The sequence below is a fragment of the Pseudovibrio sp. FO-BEG1 genome (genome assembly GCF_000236645.1).
Lineage (GTDB): Bacteria > Pseudomonadota > Alphaproteobacteria > Rhizobiales > Stappiaceae > Pseudovibrio.
Map to the genome: position 1 here is coordinate 1,728,444 of NC_016642.1, position 18,012 is coordinate 1,746,455.

Consider the following 18,012-nt stretch of genomic DNA (forward strand, 5'->3'; position numbering starts at 1 on the left):
CTGTGGGTGAACCGGCACTTGATGAGACCACTCTTCCGCGCGCGTTCGTGGCGATGTTTTCTGAAATGGTAAGGCTGGTAAAGAGAAAACCAAAGGCCTTGAGGTGTTTATCTGATTAATCCAGTAATCCCATATTTCTGGCGGGTTTCTGTAAATATCCATGATGTTTTGACGTCGCAAAACTGTCGTCTGCGTGAACTAACTCTTGCTGCACATTGATATCAGTTCTTGATTCTGGAGATGCACGTGACATCAACTATCAGGCAGTCAAAGAAACGTTTGGATCGTGCAGTACATCGCTCAAAGCTGATCTCCATGGAAGGCGTGCTGGAACGCCTGTTCACTTTTGCTTTTAAGGGGCTGGTCTACCCGCAAATCTGGGAGGATCCGGAGGTGGACATGCAGGCCTTGCAGTTGAAGCCCGACACCAGAATGGTCACCATCGCTTCGGGCGGCTGCAATGTCATGTCCTATCTCACGGCCAATCCGCAGCAGATCACTGCGGTCGACCTCAACCGCGCCCACGTGGCTCTCAACCGCCTGAAGCTCACTGCTCTTCAGGAGTTCCCCGACTATGCCACCTTCTACCGCTTCTTTGGTGAAGCAGATGAAAAGGCAAACATTGCGGCCTATGAGAAGTACCTGAAACCTGCCATCGATCCCGAAACCATGGCCTACTGGGAGGGCAGGGACATGACTGCGTGGGGCCGCAAGCGGATTACCCTCTTCTCGCGGGACCTCTATCACCACGGCATGCTCGGCTACTTCATCGGCCTCGGCCATCTCATCGCGAAGGTCTACGGCGTCGATCTAACCAGGATGGCAGAGACGCAGAATGTAAAAGAGCAACGGTCGTACTTTGACAAAACGCTGGCGCCGCTCTTCGACAAACGCCTGATCCGCTGGGCAACCTCCAAGAAGATGTCGCTCTACGGCCTCGGCATCCCACCTGCACAGTACGAAAGCCTTGCAGCAGAGGGCGGGGGCAATATGGCCGGAGTGCTCAAACAGCGTCTGGAAAAGCTGGCCTGCGACTTTCCCATGGAAGAGAACTACTTCGCCTGGCAAGCCTTCACCCGTGGCTATGCCCCATCAGAAGGCAGGGGTGGAACCGGTCCATCAGGCCCTTTGCCGCCCTATCTGAAGCCGCAGCACTTCCCGGAAATCCGTAAAAGAGCCTCCCGCGTGCGCGTTGTTAATCGGTCTTTCACAGAGCATCTGGATAATCAGGATGCAAACAGCCTTGATGCCTACGTCCTGCTGGATGCGCAGGACTGGATGACAGACAGGCAGCTGAACGATCTATGGGCAGGAATATCCCGAACGGCAAGAATAGGCGCACGCGTCATCTTCAGGACAGCTGGCGAGCCAAGCATTCTGCCGGGCCGGGTGCAAGACGGAATACTGGGGCAGTGGACCTATGAGGCAGCGGAAAGCGCACGCCTCAACAAGCTGGATCGCTCCTCCATCTACGGTGGTTTCCACCTCTACATCTATAACTGACAAGAATAAGCATGTGAGGGAAGTGAAATGGCGAACGAAAAGTCCTCAGCCTCACTGATGGATAAAATCTATAAGAACCAACGGCATTTTTATGATCTGACCAGAAAACATTACCTTCTTGGCCGTGATCATCTCATCAAACACCTCTCAGCGCCGCGAGGCAGCACGGTGCTGGAACTGGGCTGTGGCACTGGGCGCAACCTCATCGAAGCCGCACGGGCCTATCCAACCTGCCAGTTCTTCGGCGTCGATATCTCCTCGCAAATGCTGAAGACGGCAGAGGCAAACATTCACAAAGCCGATCTGTCTCACCGCATCCATTTGGCACAAGGGGATGCAACCAGCTTTGATCCCTTCGAGAAGTTCGGCATCGACACGTTCGATCGCGTGTTCCTCTCCTACTGCGTCTCCATGATCCCACCATGGGAGGAAGCCCTGCGCAACGGCACCAAGCTTCTTGCAAAAGGCGGCCAGCTCTCAGTGGTGGACTTCGGCCAGCAGGAGCGTCTGCCCGGCGTGTTCAAGCTGATGTTGGAGAAGTGGCTCGGCAAGTTCCACGTGTTGCCGCGTGAAAACCTGCAAGACGTGCTGCATGATATCGCGCAGGACCAGCGTGCCAAACTGCGCTTCCTGCCGCTCTATCGTGGATATGCCTACTATGCGGAACTAGACAGCAGCTTCTACACGCGCTTCATGGAAAAGCCGGAGCAGATGGACCTGCTGGAAGCGGAAAACGAAAGCCACCGCGAAATCCGCAAGGCCGGATAATCAACCGCGCAAACAAAAAGCCCACCAGATCCTCTGATGGGCTTTCATCAAACAGTCATCGCAACAGCATTAGTCTCCGGCAATAAAGCTGCGGACATCGCCATTCTTGGAGATGCCAAGGCGATAGAAGGTCCATGCGCCATAATCCAGCATCTCGTAGTAATCAGCTGCAGTAACGATTTGGTACATTTCAACCTTTTGAGAAGGGGTCAGGTCGTGCAAAGGATACCGGGCAAAATAGGGCCAGACATAGGTTTCTTCCTCTGTCCCCTCATTCAGTCGCAAGTAACCTGCTGTGACGATGTCCAGAAGGATTGCAAGGATCTCATGCCCCTCACCATCGCCAGAGCTGTCTTTCAGAAAGCCGACCGGATCACGAACCGGTGTAAACGACAGTTCCGGCGGCTGCTCCTGCTTGGCAAACAGCGGAGCCAGGGCAGAAACGTCGCCACTGCGGGCGATCTTGATCAGCGCCGCACGCGTCACCTTCACAGCCTCCGGCAATCCTGTATCATCATAAAAGACTTCCAGCTTTGGCAGAGGAGGTTCTTCAGCAAACTCGTTGTCCAACGCATCTTCAAGACTGGTATCTCTGTTGAAATCTTCGTCCAACAGCGGAAATTGCTCAGCCTTGGGGCGCTGAATGCGAATCGTTTCGGTTTTGATTGCCTGTGTTGCAGCCATAGCCGGGGCTGAGGCGCAAAGTAACCCTATGATGAGTAGGCGAAAATACATGAAGTGCTCCGAAACGGACGAGGGGCTTGTGTTTTGCCCCCTAGTTTAAGGGCTTGTAGGGAATCAAGGAAGAAACGACAGAATGCCTATGCACAAGCTAGAGGGCCTTTAGAGAATTTATAGGAAGATCTGACAGGTCTTCTGCGCAGTTTGGAAGTTTGGATTAAAGCGTTGAATATTGAACTCTTCATTACGGGTATGATCATCGGACTCATCACGTCCGCGCCGATTGGGCCTGTAAACGTGCTGGCGATCAGAAGGGCAGTGCACTACGGCTTCCTGCCTGGCCTTATTGCTGGCTTCGGTGCCGTGCTTGCTGATGGCGTATTCGCCACCGCTGCGGCCTTCGGTGTGACAGCCATCTCAGAGTTTGTCGAAAGACACGAGTTCTACATCCAGACCATCGGTGGCCTCTTGCTGATCATCTTCGGCGTGGTCGTGTTCCGCTCTCATCCGCACCTGAAAGGCGGCAGTGATGGCGGCCCAACCGTATGGCGCGGTATGATTGTCTCGTTCGCCATGACAGTCACCAATCCCGGCGCCATCCTCGGCTTCATTGCGATCTTTGGCTCATTGGGCGAACACGCCCCAGAGAAGGGTGACTACGTCGGCGCGCTTGCGCTTGTCCTTGGCGTGCTGAGTGGAGCGCTCTTGTGGTGGGCGTGCCTGTCCGCTCTGGTCTCAAAGCTGCGCAACCGCATGAATGACAACTGGCTCTCCGCCATCAACCACGGTGCGGGCGTTGTTCTTCTCGTTTTCGCCGCGATCATTCTGGCAAAGGTCGGTTACGAGCTGTTCTGCTAAACGTAGCCTCATGAATCAAAAAAGCCCCGATCAATCGGGGCTCTTTGAAAATCAGCTAAGCTGGATTAGTGCAGTCGGCGCTCTAAAGAGTAGTCACCGCGCTCAACGCGCTGTGGCAGTTCCTGCGCAAATTTGGAAACGGCTTCTTCTCCGTAAAGAGAAACCAGATCCATCATGGCAGAGAACAGCGCTGCATGCGCAAGAGCTGTACTGTCGATGCCGTGAGATAGACCATCCTCCCAAGCTTCCTGAATGAAGCTCAGAGCCAGTCGGCGGATGTCTGCATCAGATGCATCGATCTCTTCTGTGAATTCGCCGGCGATAGCGTCGTCCTTGATCATGCTGGCTCTCATGTCCCTCTATGTGCTGCTTCTTGTTATTTGCCGTTACATGTAACGGGCAAACGAAAACAAATGAAGCGTCGCATGCCTTATCTGTTAAACGGACGTTAACACGCGAAACGGCAGGAACAACCGACTCACTGATGTTTTGGTAAACTCGTCCAGAGCTTCTGTAAGTTATGGTTAATATTTGTGGCAAAGCCGAGTTATCCAAAAAACACGCAATAATTGTCTGTGGAAAATGGTTGCAACCGGCTTTTTTATCAATCGCGGCTGTACTTACCAGTGACTTCTTGGGTGATAATTACACCTTCGTCCGCGAATCTGCGAGAGGCCTCAATCGCCGCTGGAGTGCAGGTTTGATAGACCGAGGCGAATCCCCGATAGCTCTGGTTAAACCGCTCAACAAGCCGCCTGCGACGCAGCTCGTTTTGCACCTCTGCACCCAATAACGAGTACATGCGCTGGCGCCATTCATCAGCTTCGTCATGGCCGCAAAGCGGGCGCAAATAATGAAGCGCCCCCAGAATTTCTGAAAGGCGGATGAGCTGCTGCTCATAAGGCGGCTCTTTCAACTCTGGCTGAGCTGGCTTGCCCGGAGATTGTGGTGAACTTTGTGCAAACGCGCTGGGCGCCGTGGCAATACTTAAAAGCATCAGGCCAGCACAAACCCCACGGCCAAGAGACCGAGCAGGGGCCGCACACGACCGCATCCAGGCTTTACGTTTTGCAAGTTCAGTCAAGCCACATCTCACAGCAGGCTGGTTGCTTCAGATTCTGTAAGGATGGCGGTCTCCCCGCGCTCTGTCCACTATGGAACCTTGGGGATTTCCTGTTTTCCCTTGTTGCAACTAGCGCTGGTGGGATGATGTGACAGCGTATTCCCGAAAAGTGGTTTCGGTTTTCGGACAAGAATACGCGCAAGCTCTAACTACATCTTAGAAGGTTTAGAATGTGCTGCTGCATTCCCGGTGCCAATGGCAGGTTCATGGAATCTTCCCAAGTGTACCAGCCCAGCTCGGACGCATCAGAGCTCGCCTTCTCTTCACCTTCCACCTGACTGCAGGTGAAAACATGAATGCGATACTGCACCTTGCTGTCTTCAGGAGAGGGGTAGGACACCGTCCATGTTTTCAGGTCAGTTGCAGCCAGAGAGGTCTCTTCTGTGAACTCTCGCAGCGCAGCCTCTTCAAGGCTTTCGCTGGCCATAACCTTGCCACCTGGAAAGCTCCAGAGGCCTTTGGACGGGGATTGAGCTCGCTTAACGAGCAACACTTTATTGTTCTGGACACAGGCAACGCTGGTTGCCTCGATGTATTCCGGAGATATTTTCTTGCTCATGAAAACAGGGCGTCGACATCCGCTTGAGTGCTTTCCTCAGTGCTGATTGTCTCATCCGGCAAGTGACCATGGATGATAGACCCTGCCTGTGAAAGCAGCGGTCTGATGACGGTCACGGCTTTATCCTGAACGATTTGCAGCAGTTCACCCGTGACTTCAGCTGAGCCAAGCATCTTTTGAAGTGAGATCACCTCCTGATCAATCTCGGCAATACACTTCTCAAGCGCGTTGCGCAGCCGTTCTTCAACAGCTCCATAAGCGCGAATAGCCAGTTCCTTCTCTGAGAACTTAGAGGCACTGAAATGTGTGATATAGTCTGCCGGTTCCCATGCCAGAACATCTTCTGCGCAATCGGGAATGTCAGGAAGCATTTCAAGAAGCATGACCACTTCATTGAAATGGTTGAGATAGTCAGTTGCAAGGCCCGTGGATGGATTGATGTTTGCATGCGTCAAAAGCTCAGGAGAAAGATCTCCTATGCCAATTTTATCGCAGTACATATCCATTGCAGCCTCCCAGCTTCCTATCTGTCGCGCGGAACCTATCTCTCGATTGGTTGCAATTTTACTAAAATGTGAACAGAGTAATCTGCATGTGTGGTAGATATAGCCTGTCAGCGTCTCCGGAAGAAGTCAAAGCGTTGTTTGAATACATCGAACAGCCCAACTTTCCACCGAGATACAACATAGCACCGACTCAGCCAATTGCACTCGTAAAACACGAAAATGGTGGGCGCCACTTTGGGTTAGCGCGTTGGGGCCTTGTGCCCTCATGGGTCAAAGACCCCGCAAGTTTCACGCTTTTGCTCAACGCCAGAGCAGAGACTTTGGAAGAGAAACCCTCGTTTCGTGCCGCCGTTCGCCACCGCAGATGTCTGATCCCTGCAAACGGTTTTTACGAGTGGCAACGCAAAGGTGCGGCAAAGCAGCCCTACTGGATCGCGCCGGCAGATGGCCGCCTTTTAGCCTTCGCTGGCCTGTGGGAAACCTATTCACACCCGGACGGCGGAGACATTGATACCGCTGCTGTAATCACGGTTGAGGCTAATAATACAGTAAAGCCAATCCATCATCGTATGCCCGCAATCATCCCTCAAGAGCATTTCAATGACTGGTTGAGTAACGGAACTGTGATGTCCAGAGACGCAGTTAAATTGCTGCAACCTGTGGATGAAGGTATCCTGATTGCCACTCCGGTGTCCACGCGCGTCAACAGCGTGGCAAATGACGATCCATCTTTATGGGATCGCGAGGTCATCGCTGCCCCACCACAGCCACCCAAACCAGCCGCCAAACCAAAGCCTCGGAAAAAGGCTGTCGGTGGCTCATCAGGAAACAGCGGCCAGTTAGATTTGTTTTAGGCTCTGCTCAACATACTCAGTCTCACATGAATGATCTGGAGGGACTGAGGATGCTCGCATCGCTAAAAGGAAAGTCTGTCATCGTCACCGGCGGCTCCAAAGGGATCGGCCTCGGTATCTCTCTGGCCTTCGCCCGCGCCGGTGCTTTTGTCACCATCGCCGCTCGCGGAGAGGAAGCTGGTGCCAATGCGGTGAAGGAGCTCGCCTTGATTGGCGGGGCAGGGCAGTTTCTGCAATGCGATGTGACGGACTGGGAAGCCGTCAAAAGCACCGTGGACGAAACAACCAAACAAGCTGGGCTGGATATCATCTGCGCCAACGCTGGCATCTTCCCAAAGCAAAGCATTGAGGAAATGGAGCCCGAGCAATGGGAGCTGGTGCAAAACACCAACCTGCGCTCCGCATTCTACTGCACCAAAGCAGCGCTTCCGCATATGAAGGAGACAGGGCAGGGACGCATCATCCTGACCTCATCCATCACCGGCCCCGTAACCGGTGATCCCGGCTGGTCCCATTATGCAGCATCAAAAGCAGGCCAACTCGGCTTTATGCGCACCGCCGCGTTAGAACTGGCGCCGCACAACATCACCATAAATGCGGTGCTGCCTGGCAATGTAAAGACAGAAGCGCTTGATGATCTCGGAGATAGCTATTTAAAGAAGATGGGCCAGATGGTTCCACTCGGACGACTGGGCGCCCCGCGCGAAGTGGCAAGCGCAGTTCTATTCCTCGCCAGCGATGAAGCCTCCTACATCACTGGCCAACAGATCGTCGTCGATGGAGGGCAGGTGCTCCCGGAAGGACTGGAAGCACCTGACTAATCTTGTTAGAGCACGCGCCCTGGATTGAACATGTTGGTTGGGTCAAGCGCCGCTTTAATAGAGCGCATCATGTTCATCTCAGTTGCGCTCTTCACTTCAGCCAGCAGATCCCGCTTCAAAATGCCGATGCCATGCTCCGCAGAGATGGAGCCGTTGTAGCTGGCGACAATGCCATGCACCACGCGGTTCACATCATCCCACTTGGCAAGGTACTCAGCCTTATCGGCTCCCTTTGGCTGCGTGATGTTAAAGTGAATGTTGCCATCGCCCATATGCCCGAATGGCACAGGACGGCATCCCGGCACGGCCTCTTTAACAGCTGCAATCGCTTCTTCCAGAAACTCCGGCACTTTCGCGACAGGAACGGAGACGTCATGCTTGATGGAACCACCTTCAAACTTCTGCGCTTCTGACAGACCATGCCGCAGCCGCCAGAAATCAGCAGCCTGTGCTTTGCTCTGCGCCAGCAGCCCATCCCGCAACAAGTCAGCTTCAAACGCTTCGGTGAAGATGGTCTCCGTCAGGCTGGCAATGTCGATGTCCTTGGTGCCCGCGGAGATCTCGATGAGCACATACCACGGATGCTGCTCCTCGAACGGATAGCGGGACTGCTCCATATGCTCACACACAAACTGCATGCCCGATTGCGGCATCAGTTCAAAGCCGGTGAGCATGTTCCCCGCATGGCTTTTTGCCAATGAAAACAGGGAGAGGGCCTTCGCAGGCGAATCTAGCGCGACCAGAGCAACCTCGACTGACGCCGGGGCTGGGTATAATTTGAGGCTGGCACCCGTAATGATCCCCAAAGTGCCCTCTGAGCCGATAAATATTTGTTTCAAATCGTAACCAGTATTGTCTTTGCGAAGGGTCCGAAGTCCCTCCCAGACCTCACCATTTGCGAGCACAACTTCCAGCCCAAGAACAAGGTCACGGGTGTTCCCGTAAGACAGTACAGCGGTGCCGCCGGCGTTGGTTGCAATGTTGCCGCCGATCTCACAGGAGCCCTGTGAAGCGAGGGTCAAAGGAAACAAACGATCATGTTTTTCAGCCGCATCATGGATGGCTTGTAATGTGATCCCTGCATCTACAACCATCGTATACCCTTCAGGGTCGATGTGGCGAATTTTATTTAATCTAGAAAGGGATAGCACGATTTCACTGCCATTTGGATTGGGGATTTGGCCCCCCACCAAACCGGTGTTTCCTCCCTGCGGAACCACCTTCAGGTTATGCTGTGCCGCAAGCTTCACACACTCTGCAACCTCGGCAGTGGAACCGGGCCGCAACACCATGGGTGTGGCCCCTTTGAACTTGTCTCTCCACTCAACGAGAAAAGGGGCTTTGTCGCTGTCGCTGACAAGCACATGTGCGGCCCCGATAATGCTCTCAAACGCGTTCACCAAATTTGGAATAGTCATTTTTCTGTCGCAGTGTTGGAAGTTGATCTGGCTTTCACTATCAGATAATGGGAGCGCAAGAACACGTCCATGTCTGATTGGACTTTTTTCGATGGCTTGAAGCCAAATGAACAGTGTGCCATAGCATTTTTAATCTGTTCGCCAGATAAAGTGATATTCACTCAGGAGAAAAACATGGCAGAAGCGCAAGGATTGATGGCCGGCAAACGTGGTCTCATCATGGGACTGGCCAACAATCGGTCCATCGCTTGGGGTATTGCGACAGCACTACACGATGCCGGAGCTGAAATCGCACTCACCTATCAGGGTGAAGCGCTGAAGAAGCGCGTTGAACCATTAGCAGAGAAGCTCGATGCACTTGTTGTAGGTGATTGCGACGTTACGAACGAAGCAAGCATTGATGCAGCATTTGAAGTTCTGGAGCAAAAATGGGGCAAGATTGACTTCGTCATTCATGCGATCGCTTTCTCTGACAAAGAAGAGCTGACTGGTCGTTATCTGGACACCAGTGCAGACAACTTTGCAAAGACAATGCAGATCTCCTGCTACTCGCTGGCATCCGTTGCCCGCCGTGCAGAGAAGTTGATGACCGAAGGCGGTTCCATTGTAACTCTCACCTACTACGGTGCTGAGAAGGTTATGCCAAATTACAACGTCATGGGCGTTGCAAAGGCTGCATTGGAAGCAAGCGTGAAGTACCTCGCAGTTGATCTTGGTCCAAAGAAGATCCGCGTCAACGCGATCTCTGCTGGCCCAATCAAAACACTGGCAGCAGCTGGTATCGGCGACTTCCGCTACATCCTCAAATGGAACGAGTACAACGCACCACTGCGTGAAACCGTCTCCATCGATGATGTCGGAAACTCTGCGCTCTACCTCACATCCGATCTGTCCCGCTCCGTCACCGGTGAAACCCACCACGTTGACAGCGGCTACCACGTGATCGGCATGAAGGCTGTTGACGCTCCGGACATCTCTGTCGTCTAAGCAATTCAGGCTTATCAGTTTGAGAAAAGGCGCTCTTCGGGGCGCTTTTTTTGCGTTCAGGGAGCCGGTAAAGCCACGTATGACTTAAATCAAGAATGTGTGCATAACTGTTGTCTCTCAATGAGGAATGACACATCTACCTCGTAAGAAGCCGTTACAAATCGGTTGCCGACTAAACTATTGCCAAAGGCCCATGGAATGACAGGTTCGTTGATGCCCCTCGCGAAGATCACACCAACTCCGCTGCTTTATGTGCGTCACGGACAAACCGACTGGAACCTGGAAGGGCGCATGCAGGGCGGTCAGGACATCCCGCTCAACGACACTGGCCGCAAGCAGGCCCGTCGCAATGGCATGGTAATGAAAGACTTCCTCGTCGATCTAGGCAAAACCCCAGATGATTTCATCTTTGTCTGCTCCCCGATGATCCGCGCCCGCGAGACCATGGAGATCCTGCGCAAGGAAATGGGCTTGGATCCCAACGACTACAAAGTCGATGAGCGCTTGCGTGAAATCACCTTTGGCAACGTGGAGGGAATGACAGTTCCTGAAATGATGGTTGAACGTCCCGAAGTCATCCGTATGCGTCGTGAAGACAAATGGGGTTACGTTCATCCGGAGGGCGAAAGCTACAAAATGGTCTCCGACCGCATCGCCGAATGGATGTCCGAGCAGAAAGACCCCATGATCATCGTCGCTCACGGTGTGGTCATGCGCGTTCTGCGCGGCCTGCTCTGCGGATACGCTCCAGCCGAAATCCCTGATCTGGACACCCCGCAGGACCAGTTCCTGCTCTGGCGCGATGGATCAGAAGCCTGGATCTGAAGAACAAGTCCAAAATCTGACTGTTCTTTTGGGAAATTGACGCAAGTGCTGCAAGGCTCTCAATTGACCTCTTGCGAGAACCCTCCTAAAACCATTTTAATTTCCAGAGTACGTTCCGTTCGATTGAAGAGAGTCGACGAATGTGGGCGTGCTCATGCTCTAAAAGTGAACCACTAGAACATGTCCCACAACACCTTTGGTCATCTGTTTCGCGTAACGACTTGGGGCGAGAGCCACGGACCAGCGCTTGGCTGCGTTGTCGATGGTTGTCCGCCTCTGCTCCCAATTACAGCAGAAGAGATTCAGGTGTATCTGGACCAGCGCAAGCCGGGACAAAACAAGTTTACGACCCAGCGCCGTGAGCCGGATCAGGTGAAAATTCTCTCTGGTGTGATGGTGGACGAAGACGGCGTGCAGCGCACGACCGGCACGCCCATCTCCCTGATGATTGAGAATACTGACCAGCGCTCCAAAGACTACTCCGAGATCAAAGAGCGCTACCGCCCGGGCCATGCTGATTACGCTTATGATGCAAAGTACGGCATCCGTGATTATCGCGGTGGTGGCCGTTCTTCCGCCCGCGAAACTGCAGCGCGCGTAGCGGCTGGTGGTCTGGCACGCAAAGTCATTCCAAACATCCTGATCCGCGGCGCTCTGGTGCAGATGGGCCCGCACAAGATCAATCGCGACAACTGGGATTGGAACGAGGTTCACAACAACCCGTTCTTCTGCCCGGATGCTGAAGCAGCAAAGTTCTTTGAAGAGTACCTCGATGGTATCCGCAAAGACGGCTCTTCCATTGGCGCGGTGATCGAAGTGGTCGCAGAGCACGTTCCAGTCGGTCTGGGCGCGCCACTTTACGGCAAACTCGATCAGGATCTGGCATCCGCCATGATGTCCATCAATGCTGTGAAGGGCGTCGAGATCGGCAACGGATTTGAAGCAGCTTGCCTCACTGGTGAAGAAAACGCAGACGAAATGCGCATGGGCGAAGATGGCAAGCCGGAGTTCCTCTCCAATCAGGCTGGCGGCGTCCTCGGTGGCATCTCCTCTGGTGCGCCTGTGGTGGTTCGTTTTGCAGTGAAGCCAACTTCTTCCATCCTCACACCACGCAAATCCATCACCCGTAGCGGTGAAGAGGTGGACGTGATGACCAAGGGCCGTCACGATCCGTGCGTTGGTATTCGTGCAGTACCAGTTGGCGAAGCCATGATGGCGTGCGTTCTGGCCGATCACGTCCTGCGCGACAGAGGTCAGTGCGGCGAGCGCTAAAAAGAATCTCAACCTCTGATTTCATTCTGATTGAAAAGGCGCTGGTACAACCGGCGCCTTTTTTGTTGCTCCCCGCGCTTATGCAAGATGTCTTTGAGACGTGTGATGGTGAAAAAATCTTATCCCCCTCGCTCAGTTATGCGCACATACTAATCCCATGCCCACGTGACGGGCAGCTGGCGGACCGTCCGTCAGCGTGTCGTGGGCTGGGTGGGGCTGTCAGGAGAGGTAACGCATCTTCTGGTGGTCCGGTGGCACCGATTTTCAGGCGTGACTGCATGGTCTGAGAGGAAGGGCCCAAGCCTGAAGGGCATCACGCAGTGATATGGACCAGCCAGACTGGCCATATCATAGGCAGCGGACCTGTTCGGATACGGAAACTTATCTGAGCAAAGCCGTTGTCTTTCCGGGAAACCGGCTATCGTGTCTTTCAGGATAAGAGGCGATGTTGGCCATACCAAAATGCCCGGGCAAGGCGCGTAGCCAATGCCGAAGACTCTATTACGAACTCAATGCGCAGGTGTTGCCTGCCGCCTTGCTCCTCCCGACTTTCGGGAATTCTGTTTCACCACTGCATGGATTGCCATGTGGTGCTATTGGTGCTTGTTCGTTTGCATCAAGAGGCAGGCAGGGTGAGGGAGCCCCGCTGAGCGCAGATATACAAAGCCGCAAACCGTTTATTCACCTCAACAGAGCACTTACATACGACCTAGGTAGAAAGCGGTAAGCTTTTTTCCATTTGCCCCTTGATTTCCGAGTTTAAAAGCGCGATTTCAGTATCACTGAAAATTGCAAGGCCAAGGGGCTAGGATTATGCGCTTGACTGAATGGCTGGAAGACAATGGTGAAAGCAGAAGTGCATTTGCACGTCGTGCTGGCTTGTCTCCTGCATCTGTAACCGCACTGTGCAACGACCCAAGCGCATGGATTTCTCGGGAGATGGCCCAGAAGATCGCTGAGGCGACGGGCCATCAGGTGACCCCTAACGATTTTCTCGGACTAAAAGAAAACAAGGAGTACGTCGTGTCTCAAACAAGAGTAGCCGAAGCCCTGCGCGCGTTCGAAAACGGCGAGATGGTTGTTGTGACCGACGATGACGATCGTGAAAACGAAGGCGATCTCATTGTAGCGGCCAACATGATCACCCCGGAACAGATGGCGTTCATCATTCGCCACACCTCTGGCATCGTCTGTGCTCCAATGACGCTGAAAGAAGCCAAGCGCCTGCACCTTGAGCCTATGGTCGCCAACAACGACGCCCCACTGGCAACTGCCTTCACCGTTTCCGTCGATTACGCACCGGGCCTGACCACTGGCATCTCCGCAGAACAGCGCTGTGCAACCGTTCGCGGCCTTGCCAATCCAAACGCTGGCGCTGCGGACTTTGTCCGTCCAGGCCACATCTTCCCGTTGGTTGCCAAAGAGGGCGGTGTCCTCATGCGCTCCGGCCACACCGAAGCGGCTGTCGACCTGTGTAAGCTGACCGGCCTGCCGGAAGTTGGCGTGATCAGTGAGCTGGTCAACGACGACGGCACCGTAAAACGCGGTGAGCAGGTGGAAGCTTTTGCAAAAGAGCATAACCTGAAGATGGTCTCCGTTGCGGATCTGATCGCATGGCGTCAGCGTCACGAAAACCTCGTCAGCCGTATCGATGAGTTCGACGTGGACACCACAGCAGGCAAGGCACGCGCCATCGTGTATTCTACTCCGTTCGACAATGTTGGCCACTTGGCGCTGGTTTACGGCGACATCCGCGATGGTCAGGATATTCCTGTCAGATTGCATCTGGAAAACGTTCTCGATGACGTTTTTGGGCAAACCAAACCTCTGGAAGCAATCATGGAAGACTTTGCGGAAAGAGACCGAGGCATTATTGTTTACCTGCGTGAAGGTGCGGTAGGCGTTGCCAGCAAGTCCAACCGTCATCGCGATGGTCTGGAAGCGGCTGAAAATGAGCAGCATGAGTCTGCACAGGGCCGCTCTGAAGACTGGCGCGAAGTTGGCCTTGGTGCGCAGATCCTGAAAGATCTGGGTGCAAACTCCATCCGCGTTATCGCTTCACGTGAGCGCCACTATGTCGGCCTGGAAGGTTTTGGCCTGAAAGTGGAAGCAACGGAAACCCCGGCGGACTAACAAGTTTAGCCCCCGGCGCAATATGGAGAGTGGCGGGGGCATGTCTCAGTTTGATCTTGACCCATGGCAGGAAGAGCAAAGCTCGGCTGAACCATTCACACTGGGATACAAAAAGGGCACAGGGGAACCTGTCGTCTATGGCAGCCTGCTCTTAGGCGCTGCCCTGCTGGGAACCGGCATCGTCAGTGGTTCTCTCATCCCGGCACTGGCCTCACTTCCCGTCTTCCTGAGCGTTTACTGGCATTACCCGTTTATAGACAAACGTCCTCAAATGGCCGCCAACGACACCGGCCTGTACCTGGAACGCCTCGGCGTCGTGCGTTGGTCAGCCATCTCCGAACTGTCCATCTACACGACTGCTGTTCGTACGATGGAATTCAACCAGTTGCGTATCCAGTTCAATCGCTCGTTAGAAGAGTGTTTCGTTCAAAAAGAGCCGCAATCCCTGACCCGATTGGCCATGCGAAAGAACTGGCGATTGAAGCAAGCCAAGTCGAATACGCCAGTACTTGAAGTGGATTTGCATTTGCTCGCATGTGACTCTGAGATCCTGCTGCAAAGAACTAGACAGTTCTGGCGAGGAGCATGATGTTTATCTGCAACACAGATCTATAAACAATCATTAGGCAGATTAAATACCTCATAAATCTTCGTTTAGCCGTAAATCCGCCTATCCTGTTACAAGACGTTAACACTCTTAACCTAACTTTTATTAGGAAGGACAGGACCCGGAAGGCAATGATCATGCAGCTAAATCGCACGGATATGGAGAGCAACACCTGCAGCTTTACTAGTCTGGACAAAGATTGGGGAGCTGATGATGATTACCTGTTCAACTTTGCCTGCACACCAGGCGGTAGCGTTTTGCAAATCGCCTGCGGCACAGGAGCACTGTCCAACGCCCTGTCACAGCAGGACGTAAACGTTGTTGGGGTCGACCGAAATCCGAAGAAAATCGCACAAGCTGTGAAGCGTACAGATGCGGTGACATGGTTAGAGGCAGATGCCCGAACGGTTCACCTCAATCAGAAGTTCGACCGCATCATTATCACCGGAAACGCTTTCCAGGCCTTCGCAACCAACACCGATCAGATCCTCGTCCTACAAACCATCGCTTCCCACCTGAAACCAACTGGCAAATTCGCATTCGGCATGGAAAACCCGAAGTCGCGTCCTTGGGAGAAGTGGGGCCAGAAGAGCAAACCAACCATGGTTCGCTCGGTAGCAGGGCAACGCGTATCGCTGTGGCAGGATACGTCCGGACCAGACAAAAACGGCCTTGTCCATATGCAGACCCACTACGACAGTGATGGTCAGCATTACTCAAAGAACAACATGCGCCGCTTCGTGCACCGCGACCATATCCGCCATCTGCTGGAAGCTGTCGGCTTGCACGCAACAGCCTCCTATGGCGATTGGTCTGCTCTGAACCTCAACGATGCTGCGCCTTACATCATCGTCAGCGGTGGCCTGAGCAACTAGTCAGCATTACCGATTAGCCACCAGTCAATTAGATGCCATCAATAATGGTCAGGCTGCACTTGGCCGCAGCATGACGGATCTTGGCAACAGGGGCATACTCCGGGCTGCTGAGAAAGGCCTGCGCTTTCTCCATGCTGGGGAACTCAACAATCACCAGCCGGTGCGGTGTCCATAAATCGCTCTCGATCACATCCATATCACCGCCACGGGCCCGGTAAACACCACCATAGCTTTCTGCAATCGGACGAGCCTGAGCCTTGTAATCCTCGTAGGCGATGGGATCTTCAATTTTTGTATCAACAATGACGTAAGCTGGCATACACTTCTCCTGTAACTGGAAAAGAGCCTATCTGATTTGGTTGTGCTGTAAAATTACGCGGCAGACTTAGTACCATTATCTTTAGGTGAAGACTGCCCCTTGCCCTGACGCTTCTTGAAGTAGCGCGGGCGTGTCCGTCTGATGATTTTCTTGAACCGCCCGCTGGACCGCACTTCAATCCAATGCAGAGCCTGATTGAGCCAGACGAAGTTCTTCCGGTGCCGTCGCACAAACTTCGCAAAACGGCGACTACTGGCAATCAACAGCACGGCGCCCAGGGCAAGCAGAGGCACACCCGTTGGAATAGGGGTCCAGACCGTCAGCAGGCCCAGCACAATGCAAATGATAGCAGCAAAAACCGAAAGGCCCTTGATCAATAGCTCGACCACCCGTTCACGTTACCAACACGGCAAAGTATACGCACAGGTCGTGAAGCTTCGGTAACACGTGCTTTCAAAGGGAGGGCAGGTATTCAAAATTCAGGGAAGACGGCAAACTGTAGGTAACCCGCCGCCTTCACAAAAGGGCTTAAGCGCTGCGCTCCAGCAGAGCAACCACTTCCACATGAGGGGAGTAGAGGAACTGATCAATCGGCACCACGCGTTTGATCTCATAGCCACCATCCAGCAATTCGCGCATGTCACGGGCAAAGCTGGCTGGGCTACAGGAAACCGCAACAATCTTCTTCACCGGAGACTTGGCCAGCTCCTGCGCCTGTGCAAGTGCACCAGCACGCGGCGGATCAAACACTACGCCGTCATAGCCTTTACCGAAGTTGTCCAGTTCTTTGGCAACGATAGGGCGGCGGAACAGATCGCGGCGCTCAGTGGTAACCTTCTTAAGGCCCTTGGCACGACGCAGACCCAGATCAAGGGCTTTCAGAGAGGAAGCTTCCCCCTCTACCGCATGCACATTGGCAAACTGACCAATCTTGAACGTGAGCGTTCCAGCGCCGCAGAAAAGATCCGCTACACGCTTGCAGCCCTTAAGGCCTTCTGCCAGCAGATCACCCATGGTGTTTTCTGCACTAAGAGCCGCCTGAATAAATCCACCAGCAGGGATTGGAACAGCTGCGCCGCTCATGTCCAGCAGAGGAGGACGGATCTCGATGATTGTCTCGCCATCAACGGTCAGGCGAGCAAGGTCATTCTCAACGGCCCCTTGAGAAAGCTGCAGGTAATGCTTGTCCTTGTTCTTGCCAAGGCCGGTAATCGCCACATCAAGACCACTCTGTGTCGTGGTCACGGTGAACTTCAGCTCACCTTTGCGCGGCAGCACGTCGCCTGCAAGTCTGCGCAGGCCCGGCACGGCCTTCATGATTTCGGGTGCAATTACCGGACATTCTTCAATGTCCACGAGACGATTGGATTTCGCGGTGTGATAGCCAAACAGAACTTTGTGTCCTGCCTTAACCGCCGCAAACACAGCACGGCGACGGCTGCCCTTGTCGCAGACAACAACATCCTCAACCGCGCTCTCGATGCCGCGGGAGGCAAGGGCATCAACCACCTGCTGTCGTTTGAACTCCTTATAGGAAGCCTCATCCATATGCTGTAGCGAACAGCCACCACATGTGCCGTAATGCTTACACACTGGCGCAACACGATGCGCACTCGGCTCTATAACTTCTTTCAGTTCCGCACGTGGTCCCTGCACCTTGGCGCTCACAAGCTCGCCTTCGAGGGTATAGGGAATAAAGATCTGTCCGGCTTCGCTCTCAACAACGCCATCCCCTTTGTGGGCAAGGCGGGCGATACGAAGGGTTTCTACAGTGGCTTCAGGCTTCTTAGACATGGCACTGCGTTTACAGCGCTGCAGGGACACATGCAATGCTTGATCTCATGAAGTTCAGCGATCCGCGTCTGAGCCAGCGAGAGTCGATTCTATCTCTTGTATCTGATCT

The 18,012-nt window shown here is 53.7% G+C and carries 20 protein-coding genes; 11 read left to right on the forward strand and 9 right to left on the reverse strand.

The genetic code is table 11. The annotated features are described in order from the left end of the window. Positions 1-240: 240 nt before the first annotated feature. Entirely contained in the window at positions 241-1,503 is a 1,263-nt protein-coding gene (locus PSE_RS07910) for a DUF3419 family protein (protein ID WP_041768918.1), read from the forward strand. Between the two features lie 27 nt (positions 1,504-1,530). Continuing rightward, the gene (locus tag PSE_RS07915) at positions 1,531-2,271 is read left to right on the forward strand and encodes a class I SAM-dependent methyltransferase (RefSeq protein WP_014284377.1); all 741 of its coding nucleotides are present in this window, start codon (positions 1,531-1,533) and stop codon (positions 2,269-2,271) included. A gap of 69 nt (positions 2,272-2,340) precedes the next feature. On the opposite strand, the gene PSE_RS07920 is transcribed toward PSE_RS07915, so the two are convergent. Then, positions 2,341-3,006 carry a hypothetical protein gene (locus PSE_RS07920; RefSeq protein ID WP_208998114.1) on the reverse strand — a complete coding sequence of 222 codons (666 nt, stop codon included), beginning with the start codon at positions 3,004-3,006 and terminating at the stop codon, positions 2,341-2,343. Positions 3,007-3,177: 171 nt separating this feature from the next. On the opposite strand from PSE_RS07920, the gene PSE_RS07925 reads away from it, so the two are divergent. Beyond that, positions 3,178-3,810, forward strand: a complete 633-nt coding sequence (locus PSE_RS07925; protein WP_208998115.1) for a LysE family translocator — start codon at positions 3,178-3,180, stop codon at positions 3,808-3,810. 65 nt (positions 3,811-3,875) lie between these two features. Here the strand turns inward: PSE_RS07925 and PSE_RS07930 are convergent, their stop codons facing one another. The 4 genes from PSE_RS07930 to PSE_RS07945 all read right to left on the reverse strand — a co-directional run bounded on the left by PSE_RS07930 (position 3,876) and on the right by PSE_RS07945 (position 5,998). After that, a complete protein-coding gene (locus PSE_RS07930; protein ID WP_014284380.1) occupies positions 3,876-4,151 on the reverse strand; it encodes a hypothetical protein in 276 nt (91 codons plus the stop codon). Positions 4,152-4,414: 263 nt separating this feature from the next. After that, positions 4,415-4,894 carry a TIGR02301 family protein gene (locus PSE_RS07935; RefSeq protein ID WP_014284381.1) on the reverse strand — a complete coding sequence of 160 codons (480 nt, stop codon included), beginning with the start codon at positions 4,892-4,894 and terminating at the stop codon, positions 4,415-4,417. 184 nt (positions 4,895-5,078) lie between these two features. Further along, positions 5,079-5,492, reverse strand: coding sequence for an NUDIX hydrolase (locus tag PSE_RS07940; RefSeq protein WP_014284382.1), 414 nt, complete (start codon positions 5,490-5,492; stop codon positions 5,079-5,081). Beyond that, on the reverse strand, positions 5,489-5,998 hold the full coding sequence (locus PSE_RS07945; RefSeq protein WP_014284383.1) for a hypothetical protein: 510 nt from the start codon (positions 5,996-5,998) through the stop codon (positions 5,489-5,491). Before PSE_RS07945 ends, PSE_RS07940 begins: the two co-directional genes overlap by 4 nt. Positions 5,999-6,084: 86 nt before the next feature. Between PSE_RS07945 and PSE_RS07950 the strand changes: the two genes are divergently transcribed. Next, the gene (locus tag PSE_RS07950; RefSeq protein WP_041768144.1) at positions 6,085-6,852 is read left to right on the forward strand and encodes an SOS response-associated peptidase; all 768 of its coding nucleotides are present in this window, start codon (positions 6,085-6,087) and stop codon (positions 6,850-6,852) included. 50 nt (positions 6,853-6,902) lie between these two features. Then, positions 6,903-7,673: a 3-oxoacyl-ACP reductase FabG gene (gene fabG, locus PSE_RS07955; protein WP_014284385.1), complete on the forward strand. Its 771-nt coding sequence runs from the start codon at positions 6,903-6,905 to the stop codon at positions 7,671-7,673. 5 nt (positions 7,674-7,678) lie between these two features. Here fabG and PSE_RS07960 read toward each other — a convergent pair whose 3' ends face one another. After that, on the reverse strand, positions 7,679-9,091 hold the full coding sequence (locus PSE_RS07960; protein ID WP_014284386.1) for an FAD-binding oxidoreductase: 1,413 nt from the start codon (positions 9,089-9,091) through the stop codon (positions 7,679-7,681). 174 nt (positions 9,092-9,265) lie between these two features. Between PSE_RS07960 and fabI the strand changes: the two genes are divergently transcribed. The 6 genes from fabI to PSE_RS26645 all read left to right on the forward strand — a co-directional run bounded on the left by fabI (position 9,266) and on the right by PSE_RS26645 (position 15,790). After that, on the forward strand, positions 9,266-10,078 hold the full coding sequence (fabI, locus tag PSE_RS07965; RefSeq protein ID WP_008549566.1) for an enoyl-ACP reductase FabI: 813 nt from the start codon (positions 9,266-9,268) through the stop codon (positions 10,076-10,078). A 198-nt stretch (positions 10,079-10,276) separates the two neighbouring features. Beyond that, positions 10,277-10,903: a histidine phosphatase family protein gene (locus tag PSE_RS07970; RefSeq protein ID WP_014284387.1), complete on the forward strand. Its 627-nt coding sequence runs from the start codon at positions 10,277-10,279 to the stop codon at positions 10,901-10,903. A 180-nt stretch (positions 10,904-11,083) separates the two neighbouring features. Then, positions 11,084-12,175 carry a chorismate synthase gene (gene aroC, locus PSE_RS07975; RefSeq protein ID WP_008549804.1) on the forward strand — a complete coding sequence of 364 codons (1,092 nt, stop codon included), beginning with the start codon at positions 11,084-11,086 and terminating at the stop codon, positions 12,173-12,175. Positions 12,176-12,988: 813 nt separating this feature from the next. Then, positions 12,989-14,308: a 3,4-dihydroxy-2-butanone-4-phosphate synthase gene (gene ribB / locus PSE_RS07980; RefSeq protein ID WP_014284388.1), complete on the forward strand. Its 1,320-nt coding sequence runs from the start codon at positions 12,989-12,991 to the stop codon at positions 14,306-14,308. 40 nt (positions 14,309-14,348) lie between these two features. After that, positions 14,349-14,897 carry a hypothetical protein gene (locus tag PSE_RS07985; RefSeq protein WP_148266111.1) on the forward strand — a complete coding sequence of 183 codons (549 nt, stop codon included), beginning with the start codon at positions 14,349-14,351 and terminating at the stop codon, positions 14,895-14,897. Between the two features lie 155 nt (positions 14,898-15,052). After that, the gene (locus PSE_RS26645; protein ID WP_008549847.1) at positions 15,053-15,790 is read left to right on the forward strand and encodes a trans-aconitate 2-methyltransferase; all 738 of its coding nucleotides are present in this window, start codon (positions 15,053-15,055) and stop codon (positions 15,788-15,790) included. A 28-nt stretch (positions 15,791-15,818) separates the two neighbouring features. Here the strand turns inward: PSE_RS26645 and PSE_RS07995 are convergent, their stop codons facing one another. From PSE_RS07995 to PSE_RS08005, 3 genes are all read right to left on the reverse strand, one after another. Continuing rightward, positions 15,819-16,109, reverse strand: a complete 291-nt coding sequence (locus PSE_RS07995) for a DUF1330 domain-containing protein (RefSeq protein WP_014284391.1) — start codon at positions 16,107-16,109, stop codon at positions 15,819-15,821. A gap of 53 nt (positions 16,110-16,162) precedes the next feature. Next, positions 16,163-16,498: a hypothetical protein gene (locus PSE_RS08000; protein ID WP_208982313.1), complete on the reverse strand. Its 336-nt coding sequence runs from the start codon at positions 16,496-16,498 to the stop codon at positions 16,163-16,165. A gap of 139 nt (positions 16,499-16,637) precedes the next feature. Then, on the reverse strand, positions 16,638-17,903 hold the full coding sequence (locus PSE_RS08005; protein WP_014284392.1) for a class I SAM-dependent RNA methyltransferase: 1,266 nt from the start codon (positions 17,901-17,903) through the stop codon (positions 16,638-16,640). Positions 17,904-18,012 lie beyond the last annotated feature (109 nt).

What these genes read in the sequence shown, in the direction of transcription:
- PSE_RS07910 (WP_041768918.1), top strand. Translation starts at nt 241, where the DNA reads ATGCACGTGACATCAACTATCAGGCAGTCAAAGAAACGTTTGGATCGT.
- PSE_RS07940 (WP_014284382.1), bottom strand. Translation starts at nt 5,492, where the DNA reads ATGAGCAAGAAAATATCTCCGGAATACATCGAGGCAACCAGCGTTGCC.
- PSE_RS07915 (WP_014284377.1), top strand. Translation starts at nt 1,531, where the DNA reads ATGGCGAACGAAAAGTCCTCAGCCTCACTGATGGATAAAATCTATAAG.
- PSE_RS07995 (WP_014284391.1), bottom strand. Translation starts at nt 16,109, where the DNA reads ATGCCAGCTTACGTCATTGTTGATACAAAAATTGAAGATCCCATCGCC.
- PSE_RS08005 (WP_014284392.1), bottom strand. Translation starts at nt 17,903, where the DNA reads ATGTCTAAGAAGCCTGAAGCCACTGTAGAAACCCTTCGTATCGCCCGC.
- PSE_RS26645 (WP_008549847.1), top strand. Translation starts at nt 15,053, where the DNA reads ATGCAGCTAAATCGCACGGATATGGAGAGCAACACCTGCAGCTTTACT.
- fabG (WP_014284385.1), top strand. Translation starts at nt 6,903, where the DNA reads ATGCTCGCATCGCTAAAAGGAAAGTCTGTCATCGTCACCGGCGGCTCC.
- PSE_RS07950 (WP_041768144.1), top strand. Translation starts at nt 6,085, where the DNA reads ATGTGTGGTAGATATAGCCTGTCAGCGTCTCCGGAAGAAGTCAAAGCG.
- fabI (WP_008549566.1), top strand. Translation starts at nt 9,266, where the DNA reads ATGGCAGAAGCGCAAGGATTGATGGCCGGCAAACGTGGTCTCATCATG.
- ribB (WP_014284388.1), top strand. Translation starts at nt 12,989, where the DNA reads ATGCGCTTGACTGAATGGCTGGAAGACAATGGTGAAAGCAGAAGTGCA.
- PSE_RS07970 (WP_014284387.1), top strand. Translation starts at nt 10,277, where the DNA reads ATGACAGGTTCGTTGATGCCCCTCGCGAAGATCACACCAACTCCGCTG.
- PSE_RS07920 (WP_208998114.1), bottom strand. Translation starts at nt 3,006, where the DNA reads ATGTATTTTCGCCTACTCATCATAGGGTTACTTTGCGCCTCAGCCCCG.
- aroC (WP_008549804.1), top strand. Translation starts at nt 11,084, where the DNA reads ATGTCCCACAACACCTTTGGTCATCTGTTTCGCGTAACGACTTGGGGC.
- PSE_RS07930 (WP_014284380.1), bottom strand. Translation starts at nt 4,151, where the DNA reads ATGATCAAGGACGACGCTATCGCCGGCGAATTCACAGAAGAGATCGAT.
- PSE_RS07960 (WP_014284386.1), bottom strand. Translation starts at nt 9,091, where the DNA reads ATGACTATTCCAAATTTGGTGAACGCGTTTGAGAGCATTATCGGGGCC.
- PSE_RS07985 (WP_148266111.1), top strand. Translation starts at nt 14,349, where the DNA reads ATGTCTCAGTTTGATCTTGACCCATGGCAGGAAGAGCAAAGCTCGGCT.
- PSE_RS07945 (WP_014284383.1), bottom strand. Translation starts at nt 5,998, where the DNA reads ATGGATATGTACTGCGATAAAATTGGCATAGGAGATCTTTCTCCTGAG.